Here is a 13287-nt window from a genome sequence, read left to right on the forward strand (position 1 = left end):
AATGGCCGCCCGCCCCTGCCTCCTGCCGCCGCTCAACATCACATGTGGGGTGGGTTACCCAGCTGAGAGCGAAGCCCGTAGTCGGGCTAGGGTCTTTTGTGTAACTTTGAGTGATTACACATCGAGCAGAGCGAGCCGGCGGGTCCAGGCCAGTCGGGTTGCGTGAAGTGAGCATGCACCTACCTGATTCGAACGACGTCAACGTCGAGATCGCGCCGGCGGCAGAATCTGCCCTCGGCGGCGAGCCGTCCCTTCGCCACCTTCTCCGTTCGCCCGCGCATGGCGGGCTCGGCAGCGCCCACGGCAAGGCCATCCTCATGGGCGAGCATTCGGTCGTCTACGGGGCCCCCGCCATCGCCCTCCCGCTCGTCGACCTCCAGACGACGGCGAGCGTCCGCGAGGCGGACCACGGGTCGATCAGCTCCGATCTCTACACGGGCCCCCTCGAGGGCGCGCCCGCGAGACTCCAGCCCGTCATCACCGCCCTCCGCGCCACGGTCGACCGCGTCGGCCTCAGCTTCGACAGCTTCGAGATCGTCATCTCCTCGACCATCCCGCTCGAGCGCGGGCTCGGCTCCTCCGCTGCCGTGGCCGCCGCCATGGTGCGGGCCGTGAGCAATGCCGCCGGTGTAGCACTTTCCCCCGAGGAGACCTTCGAGCTCGTCCAGGTTGCCGAGCATGTCGCCCACGGCACGTCCTCGGGCCTCGATGCTCATGCCGTCCGCTCGCTCTCGCCGCTCCGCTTCCAGGCGGGCATCCCCACCCCGGTGCGGGTGGGTGCACCCATGGCCTTCGTCATCGCCGACTCCGGCACCTCCGGCTCCACCTCGGCCGCCGTCGGCGGTGTGCGGATGCTCAGGAAGACCCGGCCCGCCCTCGTCGAGGGGATCATCGAGTCCCTCGCCGGCCTTGCCGAGTCCGCCATCGCCGCACTCGGTGCGGGAGATGCCAATGCACTCGGTGCAACCATGCTCTCCGGCCACGAGCACCTCGCCCGACTCGGCGTCTCCGCCCCCGCGCTCGATGCCCTCGTGGCCGCCGCCGCGGACGGCGGCGCCTACGGCGCGAAGCTGACCGGCTCGGGGCTGGGGGGATGCGTGCTCGCGCTCGTCGATCCGGATCAAGCCGATGCCGTCAGCGACGCGATGATGGCGGCCGGCGCCGCCCAGACACTGAGGACGACCCTTCCGGGCGGACAGAAGGAGACTGCGTGACCACTGCTCGTGCCTACCCGAACATTGCCCTCGTCAAGTACTGGGGCAAGGCCGACGAGACCCTCATCCTGCCCGCTGCCGGGTCGCTGTCGATGACACTTGACGATTATCCGACGACGACGACGGTCACCCTCGACGACGGGGAGGACGAATTCCGGCTCAACGGCGAGGAGCAGCTCGGCCGGTCGGCCGACCGCGTGACCGCCTTCCTCGAGCTCGTCCGCGGCCACGCCCGCGTCGCGGGCCTCGACACGGCCCACTACTCGGCCCGCGTCGTCTCCGTCAATGAGGGCCCGACGGCGGCCGGCATGGCCTCCTCCGCCTCCGGCTTCGCCGCGCTCGCGGTCGCCGCCAGCGCCGCCTACGGGCTCGACCTCGACACGAAGGAGCTCAGCCGGCTCGCCCGTCGCGGATCGGGTTCCGCCAGCCGTTCCCTCATCGACCGCTTCGCCGTGTGGCACGCCGGGGACGATGAGGATTCCTTCGCCGAGCAGATCGATGCTCCGGACATGGCGATGATCTCCGTGCCGGTCTCGACCGGTAAGAAGGCCGTCTCCTCAAGGAACGGCATGGTCGCCACCCAGGAGACGTCCCCGTTCTATGACGCGTGGGTGTCCTCGACGGAGGTCACGCTGCGCGAGATGATCGCCGCCTGCGCGGCGGGCGACGTCACGAGGATCGGCGAGCTGTCTGAGAACCACGCGATTCGGATGCACGCGGTCATCGCCGCCTCCCAGCCCTCGATCCGCTACCTCACCCCCGCGTCAATCGCGGTCTTCGATGAGATCGCCGCCCTTCGGGCCGAGGGCATCGAAGCCTATGCGACGGCGGATGCGGGGCCGAACGTCTTCGCGATCACGCGCCCCGAGCTCGCAGAGACCGTCTCGGCCAGGCTCGCGCCGCTCGCGACCGGTGAGGCCAAGATCCTCGGGCCCGGCCCCGGTGCCCGCCTGATCGGGGACGGCGAGTGATCACAACCCGCGCCCCGGGCAAGCTCTACATCGCCGGCGAGTACGCCGTGGTCGAGCCCGGGCATCCCGCCATCCTCGTCGCCGTCGACCGCCACATCACGGTCACCCTCACAGAGTCCGACGGCGTGGGGTGCATCGCCTCCTCCGGCAGGCGCACGGTCACGTGGCACCGCGAGGCGGACGGCACCATGGTGATGAAGCGCCACAGCTACGTCACCCGCGCCATCGAGGTTGTCGACCGGCTGCGTGCCGAGCGCGGGATCCCACCGCTCACCTTCGATCTCACGATCGACTCGGAGCTCGAGGAGGGCGGGCGGAAGCTCGGCCTCGGCTCCTCCGCCGCTGTCGTCGTCGCCGTCATCGAGGCGGTGACCGAGCTGTATGGTCTCGGGCTGTCCCCGATCGACCGCATCAAGCTCGCGATCCTCGCGACCGTCGCGCGGTCACCGCGTGCCTCTGGCGGCGACATCGCCGCCTCGACCCTCGGCGGCTGGATCCTCTACCGCTCGCCCGACCGCGCCGTGCTCGCACGTGAGCGGACGGTGACGGCGGCGATGGAGTCCGCCGGCTGGCAGGGATTCGACGTGCGCGCCCTTCCGGCGCCGACCCTTGACCTCATGGTCGGCTGGACCGGCACCCCGGCCTCGACACAGTCCCTCGTCGACGCGGTCGAGCAGGCGGGACCTGCCGACTTCGACGCGTTCCTCGCCGACTCTGACCGAATCGTCCACTCGCTCGCCGGCGCACTCGAGTCTGGGGATCACGCCGGCGTGCAGAGCGCCGTGCGTGAGGCTCGTCAGAACCTGGCTCGGCTCCAGGAGTCAACCGGCATTGCCATCGAGACCGATCGCCTCGCAGCGCTGTGCGACATCGCGGTGGCCCACGGCGCCGCCGCGAAGCCGTCCGGCGCGGGTGGCGGTGACTGCGGCATCGCCCTCGGCACCTTCGATCGGGGTCTGCTGTCGGAGTGGGAGTCCGCGGGCATCGTGCCGCTGGATCTGCATGTACAGGAGGGAGCCGCATGAGCGCGGACCGCAAGGACGACCACATCCGCCTCGCCGCGGGGCAGCAGGATGATCCTGTGCGCCGCCGCGGCTATGACGACGTCGAGATCATCCACCATGCCCTGGCCGGGATCGACCGCGATCGCGTCGACCTCAGCGTGGCCGTGGGCCCGTGGACCTTCCCGGCACCGTTCTACATCAACGGGATGACGGGCGGGACGGACACGGCGCTCGCGATCAACCGCGCTCTCGCCGCGGCCGCGGCCCGCACGGGTATCCCCATGGCCTCCGGCTCGGTCGGCATCGCCCTCGACCACCCCGAGGCGGCGAGCAGCTTCACCGTCATCCGCGACGAGAATCCGACCGGCCTTGTCTTCGCCAACATCGGTGCGGGCAGGAGTGTCGATGACGCGAAGCGGGCGGTCGACCTGCTCAGCGCTGACGGCCTCCAGCTCCACCTCAACTCGGTCCAGGAGACGGTCATGCCCGAGGGCTCTCGCGAGTTCTCCTCGTGGCTCGGGCTGATCGAGGACATCGTCGCCGGCCTCGACGTGCCCGTCATCGTCAAAGAGGTCGGCTTCGGCCTCTCGGCCGCGACCCTCGGCCGGCTGAGGGACGCGGGCGTGCGGATCGCCGATGTCGCGGGCTCGGGCGGAACCGACTTCGCGAAGATCGAGAACGATCGTCGCGGCGGCGGTCATGACGACTACTCCTACCTCAACGGGTACGGCAGCTCGGCGGTCCAGTGCCTGCTCGATGCGCGGACGGAGGACTTCGTCGGCCCTGACTCGGCCCCTGATTTCACCGTCCTCGCCTCCGGGGGTGTGCGCCACCCCTTCGACGTCGTCAAGGCCCTTGCGCTCGGTGCGCGGGCCGTCGGCGTCGCCGGCACCTTCCTCAAAGTCGCCCTCGACGAGGGCCCGGATGGGATGGTCACCGCCCTCGAGACCTGGCAGGCCAGGCTCGGGGAGATGATGGCGATGCTGGGGGCGCAGACCCCCGGCGCACTGGAACACACCGATCTATTGATCCGTGGCGAGTCCGGGGAGTTCGCGCGGCTGCGCGGCCTCGATCCGGCCACGCTCGCCGTGCGAAGCCGGGAGGCGAGATGAGCACCTATTCGGAGACGACAGTCACGGCGATCCCGACCCGCTGGGTTGGGCCCATCCGGTTCTCCGGGGCGGTCAACGGGGAGTTCGACGTCCCCCTCGCCACCTACGAGACCCCGCTGTGGCCGTCGGTGGGCCGCGGTGCCAAGGTATCCCGCCAGGTCGAGGACGGCATCGTCGCCACCGTCGTGGGGGATTGGATGACGCGCTCGGTCCTCTTCACGGCGGCGAGCGCCGCCGACGCCCACCGGGCCTCCCTCGTCATCCAGAGCCGCTTCGATGATCTCCAGGAGGTCGTCGCCCGCGGCTCGCGCTTCGCGAAGCTCGTTGAGATCCACCCCGAGATCGTCGGAAGCCTGCTCTTCATCCGTTTCGCCTACACGACCGGGGACGCGTCCGGCCACAACATGGCGACGGCCGCCTCGGATGCTCTCATGACCGAGATCATCTCGTGGGGCCTCGGGCTCGGCTACGGCTCGATCTCGGGTAACTTCTGCTCGGACAAGAAGGCGACCGCCGTCAACGGGGTGCTCGGCCGCGGCCGCAGCGTCCAGGCCGACATCCTCATCCCCCACGACATCGTCGCCGCGACCCTCAAGACGTCCGCGGAGCGGGTGACCGAGCTCGTCGTCCGCAAGAACTATGTCGGCTCGACCATCGCGGGCGCGCTGCGCTCCGCGAACGCGCACTTCGCAAACATGCTCCTCGCGTTCTACCTGGCGACGGGTCAGGATGCGGCGAACATCGTCGAGGGCTCCCAGGGCTTCACCTACGCCGAGAACCGCCCCGAGGGGCTCTACTTCGGATGTTCACTCCCGCACCTCATCGTCGGCACGGTCGGCAACGGCAAGCACCTCGCCCACGTCAATGAGGCGATGGAGAGGCTCGGCCTGCGCGAGGAGCGCGAGCCGGGCGAGAACAGCAGGCGCCTCGCCGCCCTCATCGCCGGCACCGTCCTCTGCGGCGAACTGTCCCTGCTGGCAGCACAGACCAACCCGGGCGAGCTCATGGCCGCCCACGTGTCCCTTGAACGGGGCGCGGACCACAGCTCCGCACGGAGCTCGATGGAAGGAGATCCGTCATGAGCATCGGCATCCACGACCTCGATGTCGCGACAGCCCACTACGTCCTCGACCTGGACGAGATGGCCCGCGCGCTCGGCGTCGACCCCGCCAAGTACGAGAAGGGGCTCGGCCAGGACGAGTTTTCCGTGCCCGCCCCCGACGAGGACATCGTGACGATGGCGGCGGAGGCCGCCTCGCGCGTGCTGAGCCGCAACGACCCGTCGAAGATCCGCTCGGTCCTTTTTGCGACCGAGACCGGCATCGACCAGTCGAAGGCCGCGGGCGTCTTCGTCCACGGACTGCTCGGATTGCCGAACACCGTCCGCACCGTCGAGTTCAAGCAGGCCTGCTACTCGGGCACGGCCGCCCTCCAGGCCGCCGTCAACCAGGTGGCCCGCTACCCCGAGGACCAGGTCCTCGTCATCGCCTCCGATGTTGCCCGCTACGCGGTCGACTCCGGAGGTGAGCCCACGCAGGGCGCGGGCGCGGTCGCGATGCTCATCACGGCCAACCCGAACCTCGTCGTCATCGAGCCCGGCTCGGGCGTCTACACGTCCGATGTCAATGACTTCTGGCGCCCCAACGACTCCTCGACCCCTTTCGTCGAGGGGAAGCTGTCCCTCGACGCGTACATGGATGCGAACGTCGGGGCGTGGGACGATCTCGCCGCCCAGCGCGGCCTCGCCGTCACCGACATCGACCGCTTCATGCACCACCAGCCGTTCACGAAGATGGCGAGGAAGGCCCATGCCCGGCTCGCCGAGCACACGGGCGTCGCGCTGGGAGATGACCTCATCGAGGACTCGATGGCCTACAACCGCCGCATCGGCAACTCCTACACGGCCTCCCTCTACTTCGGTCTCGCAGCCCAGCTGCACGCGGAGGGCGACCTCGCCGGCAAGCGCCTCGGACTCTTCTCCTACGGGTCCGGATCTGTCGCGGAGTTCTTCACCGCCGTGGTCCAGGACGGCTACTCCGACCACATCCACCCCGAGAACGTGGCCGCGTCCCTCGACCGCCGCGTCCCGCTCACCTTCGAGCAGTACCGGGAGCTGCACGCCGGCTACATCGGCGAGTCCGACAACGTCGAGACGCCCGTCGTCACGAAGGCGCCGTTCCGGTTCACCGGCATCGTCGACCGTGTCCGCCAGTACGAGGCCCGCGGCTGATCTGCTGAACCTCCCTGAGCCCCGGCCCCACGGCCGGGGCTCAGCTGTCCCCGCAGGGCAGCCGCATGCGTGCCCGAGTCGATCGAGGTGTGCTGGAGTACTCAACCGCCTCCGCAGGCCCCGGGTGGTGCCCTTCCTTGGAGTTGCATGGACGGGGTTGGCGCTGAGCGGCTCAGTGCTGTCTTTCCGCTGGTCAACGCCCTAGGTTGGGTGGTCCAGGATGAAGGAGAGAACATGGCGACCATTGCAGAGTTCATCGTCGAGACTCTGTCGACGAGCGGAGTGGAGCGCGTGTATGGACTGTCGGGAGACTCGCTCAACGGTTTCACCGACGCTGTCAGGCAGAGCGGGCTCGACTGGGTCCATGTGCGTCACGAGGAGGCCGCGGCCTTCGCGGCGTCGGCGGAGGCGGCGATGACGGGGGAGATCGCGGTGTGCGCAGGTTCCTGCGGCCCCGGCAACCTTCACCTCATCAACGGCCTCTATGACGCTCAGCGATCCCGGGTGCCGGTCCTTGCGCTCGCGGCCCACATCCCGTCCTCCGAGATCGGCTCCGGCTACTTCCAGGAGACCCACCCGCAGGCGATCTTCGCCGAGTGCAGCGTCTACGTCGAACACGTGTCGAGCGCGGAGCAGATGCCGAGGCTGTTGCGCATCGCCATGCGCGAGGCGCTGACGAAGCGCGGCGTCGCTGTGCTCGTCATCTCCGGCGATCTTCTCCTCACCGAGATCGAGGCTGAGGCCGAGGAGATCAGGCACCAGCAGTCCCTCCTCTACCCGGACTCGAGCAGCCTCGCCCGTGCGGCCGAGGCGCTCAACGCGGGGGAGAGGGTGACGATCCTGGCCGGCGCGGGGGCCGCGGGCGCCCACGACGAGCTGATCGCGGCTGCGGAGCGCCTCAAGGCGCCGGTCGTTCACGCTCTGCGCGGCAAGGAGAACGTCGAGTACGACAACCCGCATGACGTGGGGATGAGCGGGCTCATCGGCTTCGAATCCGGGTACCACGCGCTCCACGAGGCGGACACCCTCCTTATGCTCGGCACCGACTTCCCCTACACGCAGTTCTATCCGGAACACGCGACGATCATCCAAGTCGACATCCGCGGCGAACAGATCGGTCGGCGCACGCGGGTCGACATTCCCCTCGTCGGTGGAGTGAAGGAGACCCTCGATGTCCTCCTGCCGCATGTCGAGCAGAAGCGTTCGAGAAAACACCTCGATGCGATGCTCGAACTCTACGAGAGCTCACGGGAGGGGCTCGACGACCTGACGAAGCACTCCCGCAGGACGATCCACCCGCAGCGCCTCACCCGCCTGATCGATGAGGCGGCGGCCGACGATGCGGTATTCATCCCCGACGTCGGCTCACCGGTCGTCATGGCCTGTCGGTACGTGACGACGAACGGCAGGCGCAGGCTCATCGGCTCCTTCACCCACGGTTCGATGGCGAACGCCCTGCCGCAGGCCATCGGCGTCCAGGCCTCCCACCCCGAGCGCCAGGTCATTGCACTCGCTGGCGACGGCGGGCTGGCGATGCTCCTCGGCGAGCTGCTCACCGTGCGCCAGTTGGACTTGCCGATCAAGATCGTCGTCTACAACAATTCGTCGCTCAATTTCGTTGAACTGGAGATGAAGGCGGCCGGTGTCGTCAATTACGCGACTGAGCTCGAGAACCCTCGTTTCTCCGACCTTGCCGAGGCCATCGGTATCACCGGCATCCGCGTCGACCGACCGAAGGATCTCGAGAAGGCGGTGACGGAGTTCATGGCGACCGACGGGCCCGCCCTGCTCGATGTCGTCACCGAGCGGCAGGAGCTCACCCTGCCGCCGTCGATCGAGGCGGAGCAGGTCAAGGGCTTCAGCGCCTATGCGGTCAAGACGGTGCTCGACGGCCGGGGCGGGGAGCTCATCGACCTCGCCAAGGCGAACGCCCGCCAGCTGTTCTGACCGCCGTCAGTCGAGATGACCGAGCCGGCGAAGCACGGCGAGCTCGTCGGTGCGCGAGAGGAATCCGTCAACTGGGATGCTCGTGGTGAGCGTGTCACGCGCGGTCTCGGTGAGGGGGCGCGTCGTGAGGCCCCGCTCGCGGGCCGGGCGAAGATCCCTGTTCATCATGTGCTCGAGCTCGGGGACCGGGATCCATAGGGGGAGTGCGCGCTCGCCCATCCAGAAGCCGATCTCTTCTTGTTCCAGCACCTGAGGGTCGAGCCAGACGGGGGTCGGGTCGCCGTCGGTGATGGTGGCGATCTCGCTGAGGAAGCGCTCGCGCGGCATCGGCTCTCCGATCGCCTCCCAGATCCCGATGTCGCCGCTGTCGGCGAGGCGGACGATCCACTCGGCAAGGTCGCGCACATCGATCCACTGCACCGGATCCTCCGGCGGGGTGGGCGCGATGTACGGCAGGCCGTCGGCCGCCGCCTCCGCGAGCCGGACTGGCCAATACGTGAACCTCCCCGTGGGGTCGCCGGGACCGACGATGAGGCCGGGTCGAATGATGGCATGGTCGGGGGCCCGCTGCTCGATGAGGCGCTCACAGGCCGCCTTGAGCCCCGGGTAGTCGTCGGGGCCGCCCTGACTGACCGGCTCGGCCGTCTTTGTGTCGGCCGGCGTGCCCATGGGCGCCGTCATCGTCGGGTAGATGCTGACGGACGAGATGTAGATCCACCGCGCGTGCGGGAACAGGCCGAGGGCGTCCCCGACTCTCGTCGGATTGCTGGAGATGTCGAGAACGACATCGGGTGCGTGCTCGAGCAGCTCGAAGGGCGGTGTGCCGGCGCGGTCCCATGTGATGAAGGTGGCGCCCTCCGGGGCGCTACCCGTGACGCCGCGGGCAGCACAGGTCACCTCGTGACCGTGCCGGATGAAGGCGCGGGCGGCCTCCCCGGAGAGGAATCCGGTCCCGCCGAGGACGAGGATCTCCATATCGCGCCGCCTTTCGTCAATGCTGAACAGAGTGGGTAGCTGTGCAGAGTGGATAACGGAGGGGTCCCGGGCGCCGGTGCGTCGACACCGTCACCCGGGACCCCTGAAGCTTCTGCCGCCCGGCTCCGCTGAATCAGTCTTCGCGGTCGGCCTCTGCCTCCGAGGTGGTCTCGCCCTCCTCGGGCTCCTCCTGTGAGGCGACCTTCTCGAGTTCGACATCGTCCTCGCGCTTGGCGTGTTTACCGCTCATGATTCCTCCTGACCGGGCGAATGATCGCCCTCGTGAACGTACCGACAACGGTAGGCGGCAGATCCGTGCTCCACAAGCCGAGAGCGGCGCGTTCCCAGCGATATCCGAGGGTTCACGCTCAGCGTATAGAAAAGCGCCAAAGAACTCCGCCAGCGTTGTCGTCGATCGTGTGATCTTTGTAGGCTCGATCACATCCGTTCGATAGAAAGCAGGTAATCATGACATTGAATGATCCGCGCAACTATTTCCGGAAGGTCGACCCGCCGGAGCAGACCCAGGAGCATCCGGGCCTCGACCGCGATCTCGAACCGCAGGCCGACATCGGCCTCGACTCCTACGTCGGCAACGGGCGGCTGTCCGGCCGCAGGGCCCTCATCACCGGCGGCGATTCCGGCATCGGCGCCGCCGTCGCCATCGCCTACGCCCGCGAGGGCGCCGATGTCGCGATCTCCTATCTGCCTGAGGAACAGGTCGACGCCGACCGGGTGCTCGAGGCGATCCGGGCCGAGGGCAGGAAGGCCGTGGCCCTGCCGGGCGACCTCATCGAGCTCGACCAGTGTCGCCACATCGTCGAGGAGACGGTCCGGGAGCTCGGCGGTCTCGACATCCTCGTCAACAATGCGAGCCGCCAGATCTGGCACGATGGCATCGAGAACATCTCGGATGAGGACTTTGACCTCACGATGAAGTCGAATATCTACGCGTCCTACCGCGTGACGAAGGCGGCGCTTGAGCACATGCAGCCGGGATCCTCGATCATCTTCACCTCTTCGATCCAGGCCTACCAGCCCTCGGACACGCTGCTCGACTACGCGATCACAAAGGCGGGGATGAACAACCTCTCGAAGGGACTCGCCCAAGAGCTCGCGCCAAAGGGCATTCGTGTCAACGCGGTCGCGCCGGGCCCGATCTGGACGCCGCTCCAGCCGAGCCACGGCCAGCCGATGGAGAAGCTCACGTCCTTCGGCCAGGACACCCCGCTCGGCCGCGCCGGGCATCCCGTCGAGCTCGCGGGGGCCTACGTCTTCCTCGCCTCGGACGAATCGTCCTACGTGGCGGGCGAGACCCTCGGTGTCACGGGAGGCAAGCCCACCCCGTAGTGGGCGGAACACTCTGCGGGACCAGCGTCCCAGGGAACGATCCGGTGGAAACAGCCTCGATGAGGACGTGAAAAGTGGTGGCCGCCCATAGTGGGCGGCCACCGCGTCTGTGACAGGGTTAGAACAGCCTGCCGTCCAGTGCCTCGTAGGACTCGACGAAGCGCTCGAAGGATGCCTCGTACTCGGCGGCCTTCGAGGTGTCCGGCTCGTAGCGGCCCGAGACCTTGACGGCGCGCTCGGCGGCCTCCTCGCAGGAGTCGTAGACGCCGACGCCGACGCCCGCGTACATCGCGGCGCCGAGGCAGCCCGCCTGGTCGTTGGCGAGGATCTCGATCGGGTGGCCGAGCGAGTCCGCGAGCATCTGGCTCCAGAACGGCGACTTCGCCGCGCCGCCGACGAGGCGGATCGTGTCGATGTCGATGCCGGCGGCCTTCTGGGCGTTGATGATGTCCTTCATCTCGAAGCAGATGCCCTCGAGCACGGCACGGACAACGTCGGACTTATTCGTCGACAGTGAGAAGCCGAAGAGATTCCCGCGAGCATCGGCGTTCTGGCGGGCGCCGGAGGCGCCTGCCAGGTACGGAAGGAACGTGACGCCGTTGGCGCCGATGGGGGAGCGGGAGGCCTGGCGGGTCATCATGTCGTACGGATCGATTCCGACAACGCGGCCCGCGGAGGTCTCGAGATCGCCGAACGTGTCGCGGTACCACCGGAACGCCGAGGCGGACGTGTTTGAGAACGCCTCGATGGTCCAGTTGCCCATGCCGTGGTTCGGCTTGACGACAAGCTTGCGCTGCGGATCGCGGCGGGACTCGTCCATGACGACGTAGCAGGAGCCGAAGGTTCCCATGACCATGACCGTGTCGCCGCCCTTGACGGCGCCGCCGCCGAACGTCGAGCAGTTCTGGTCGTGGCCGCCGATCGCGAGCGGCACCCCATCCGGCAGGCCCGCACGCAGGGCGATGTCACCGGTGATGCTGCCGACGATCTGGCCGGGCTGGGTTGAGATCTTCGCGCGCTTCTCGATGGGCAGGCCCACGAGATCGTGGACTCCCTTCGACCACTCGAGGGTGTCGACGTCGAGCATGCCCTCGCGGGACGCGGAGGACAGGTCCGTCCAGTACTCCTCGGCACCCCAGAGCTTGAGCAGGTACTCCTGCTCGGAGAGGAGCCAGCGCGCCCGCTCGAAGTTCTCTGGCTCGTTGTCGCGCAGCCAGGCCCACTTCGGAGCGGCAGAGTTCGTGCCGAGCGGGTCGCCCGTCTCGCGGTAGAACTTCTCGGCGCCGTAGGCCTCGCGCAGCTTGGGGATGTAGGGGGCGCCGCGCAGATCCTGCCAGGAGAGGAAGTCGCGCATGAGGAAGCCATCCTCATCCAGCATTGTGAGCAGCGGGGCCTGCGAGGAGAAGGCGAGGCTCGCGATCTTCGTCCGATCGATTCCCGACTTGTTGATGGCGACGCGGCAGGATTCGACGAGCGGCGGAATGATGTCGTCGTAGGACTGCTCAATCCAGCCCGGCTTCGGGAAGAGCGTCGGGTACTCCCGATAGTCTTCGCCGAGCGGGTTGCCGTCGAGGTCGAACACGACGGTCTTGCATCCAGTGGTGCCGGCGTCGATGCCGACAAGGTACTTCTCTTCTGACATGTCAGATTCCATTCTCGAGGTAGTCGGCATACTGCGCGACGAGCTTGGCGGCGGACCTGGTGCCGATGAGGGACACGCCCATCTTCTCGATGAGCCACAGCGAGGCCGGCATGGTGAAGGTGCGGGGCACGCCCGACACCTTGAGCTTGGTTGTCGGATTGGTGATGTTGTCGCGCATGATCTTCACCTGAGCCTCGGTGGGGAAGCCCTGCGATCCGGTCGAGGTCTTGACGTAGTCGATCCCGGCATCGCTGCACAGGCGGGTGAGTCGGGCGATCTCCTCATCGGTGAGGTAGCAGACCTCGAAGATGAGCTTGGAGATCGCGCGGCCCTCGCAGCGCTCGACGAGGCCGTCGAGCTCGCGGACCGTCAGCGCGTCGTTCCCGTCGCGGAACTCGCCGATGTTGAGCACCATGTCGACAGCGGTTGCACCCAGCTCGAGACCTTCCTCGATCTCGGCGAACTTCATCGCAGTCGACGTGCATCCGTAGGGGAATGAGATGGCGGTGCCGACGCGGACGTCGGATCCGGCCAGTTCCTCGGCGACGACGGGCGTCCAGTAGGAGTTCGTGTAGCAGGCGGCCACGTTGGCCTCGCGTGCGGCACGGGCGTGCTCGCGGATGTCCTGCTCGGTTGAGCTCTGCAGATGCAGTGCCATATCGAAATGTTTTGCGTATTCCGCAACGGTCAGTGTCATTCGTCCTCTCCTTTGAAGATCGCTCGCCACGCGAGCGCAGACACCACGACCATACAAGTCTAGACAGGATGTTATCAATAGGCAGAAAGTCCCGCATCGACGGGTTGGGGCCCCGACCGCAGCGAGGTGATCGTGCGGGTGCGGG

11 protein-coding genes are annotated in these 13287 nt (G+C 67.8%); 8 read left to right on the top strand and 3 right to left on the bottom strand.

The window, feature by feature from the left end:
* Positions 1 to 173: 173 nt before the first annotated feature.
* The 7 genes from mvk to poxB all read left to right on the top strand — a co-directional run bounded on the left by mvk (position 174) and on the right by poxB (position 8478).
* On the top strand, positions 174 to 1214 hold the full coding sequence (gene mvk / locus EJO69_RS10195; RefSeq protein WP_126041541.1) for a mevalonate kinase: 1041 nt from the start codon (positions 174 to 176) through the stop codon (positions 1212 to 1214).
* Positions 1211 to 2185 (top strand): diphosphomevalonate decarboxylase, encoded by a 975-nt coding sequence (gene mvaD / locus EJO69_RS10200; protein ID WP_170163117.1) that lies wholly within the window; start codon positions 1211 to 1213, stop codon positions 2183 to 2185. The genes mvk and mvaD overlap by 4 nt, the downstream gene beginning before the upstream one ends.
* Entirely contained in the window at positions 2182 to 3210 is a 1029-nt protein-coding gene (locus EJO69_RS10205; protein WP_126041545.1) for a phosphomevalonate kinase, read from the top strand. The genes mvaD and EJO69_RS10205 overlap by 4 nt, the downstream gene beginning before the upstream one ends.
* A complete protein-coding gene (fni, locus tag EJO69_RS10210) occupies positions 3207 to 4301 on the top strand; it encodes a type 2 isopentenyl-diphosphate Delta-isomerase (protein ID WP_126041548.1) in 1095 nt (364 codons plus the stop codon). Before EJO69_RS10205 ends, fni begins: the two co-directional genes overlap by 4 nt.
* On the top strand, positions 4298 to 5383 hold the full coding sequence (locus EJO69_RS10215; RefSeq protein WP_126041550.1) for a hydroxymethylglutaryl-CoA reductase: 1086 nt from the start codon (positions 4298 to 4300) through the stop codon (positions 5381 to 5383). Before fni ends, EJO69_RS10215 begins: the two co-directional genes overlap by 4 nt.
* A complete protein-coding gene (locus EJO69_RS10220) occupies positions 5380 to 6531 on the top strand; it encodes a hydroxymethylglutaryl-CoA synthase (RefSeq protein ID WP_126041552.1) in 1152 nt (383 codons plus the stop codon). The genes EJO69_RS10215 and EJO69_RS10220 overlap by 4 nt, the downstream gene beginning before the upstream one ends.
* A gap of 234 nt (positions 6532 to 6765) precedes the next feature.
* The gene (gene poxB, locus EJO69_RS10225) at positions 6766 to 8478 is read left to right on the top strand and encodes a ubiquinone-dependent pyruvate dehydrogenase (protein ID WP_126041553.1); all 1713 of its coding nucleotides are present in this window, start codon (positions 6766 to 6768) and stop codon (positions 8476 to 8478) included.
* Between the two features lie 6 nt (positions 8479 to 8484).
* Here poxB and EJO69_RS10230 read toward each other — a convergent pair whose 3' ends face one another.
* Entirely contained in the window at positions 8485 to 9453 is a 969-nt protein-coding gene (locus EJO69_RS10230; RefSeq protein ID WP_126041555.1) for an NAD-dependent epimerase/dehydratase family protein, read from the bottom strand.
* A gap of 468 nt (positions 9454 to 9921) precedes the next feature.
* Between EJO69_RS10230 and EJO69_RS10235 the strand changes: the two genes are divergently transcribed.
* Positions 9922 to 10803 (top strand): SDR family oxidoreductase, encoded by an 882-nt coding sequence (locus tag EJO69_RS10235; RefSeq protein ID WP_126041557.1) that lies wholly within the window; start codon positions 9922 to 9924, stop codon positions 10801 to 10803.
* A gap of 118 nt (positions 10804 to 10921) precedes the next feature.
* Here EJO69_RS10235 and EJO69_RS10240 read toward each other — a convergent pair whose 3' ends face one another.
* The gene (locus tag EJO69_RS10240; RefSeq protein ID WP_126041559.1) at positions 10922 to 12445 is read right to left on the bottom strand and encodes a xylulokinase; all 1524 of its coding nucleotides are present in this window, start codon (positions 12443 to 12445) and stop codon (positions 10922 to 10924) included.
* A 1-nt stretch (position 12446) separates the two neighbouring features.
* Positions 12447 to 13142: a deoxyribose-phosphate aldolase gene (gene deoC / locus EJO69_RS10245; protein ID WP_126041561.1), complete on the bottom strand. Its 696-nt coding sequence runs from the start codon at positions 13140 to 13142 to the stop codon at positions 12447 to 12449.
* Positions 13143 to 13287 lie beyond the last annotated feature (145 nt).

It is taken from the genome of Flaviflexus salsibiostraticola (genome assembly GCF_003952265.1).
Taxonomy (GTDB): domain Bacteria; phylum Actinomycetota; class Actinomycetes; order Actinomycetales; family Actinomycetaceae; genus Flaviflexus; species Flaviflexus salsibiostraticola.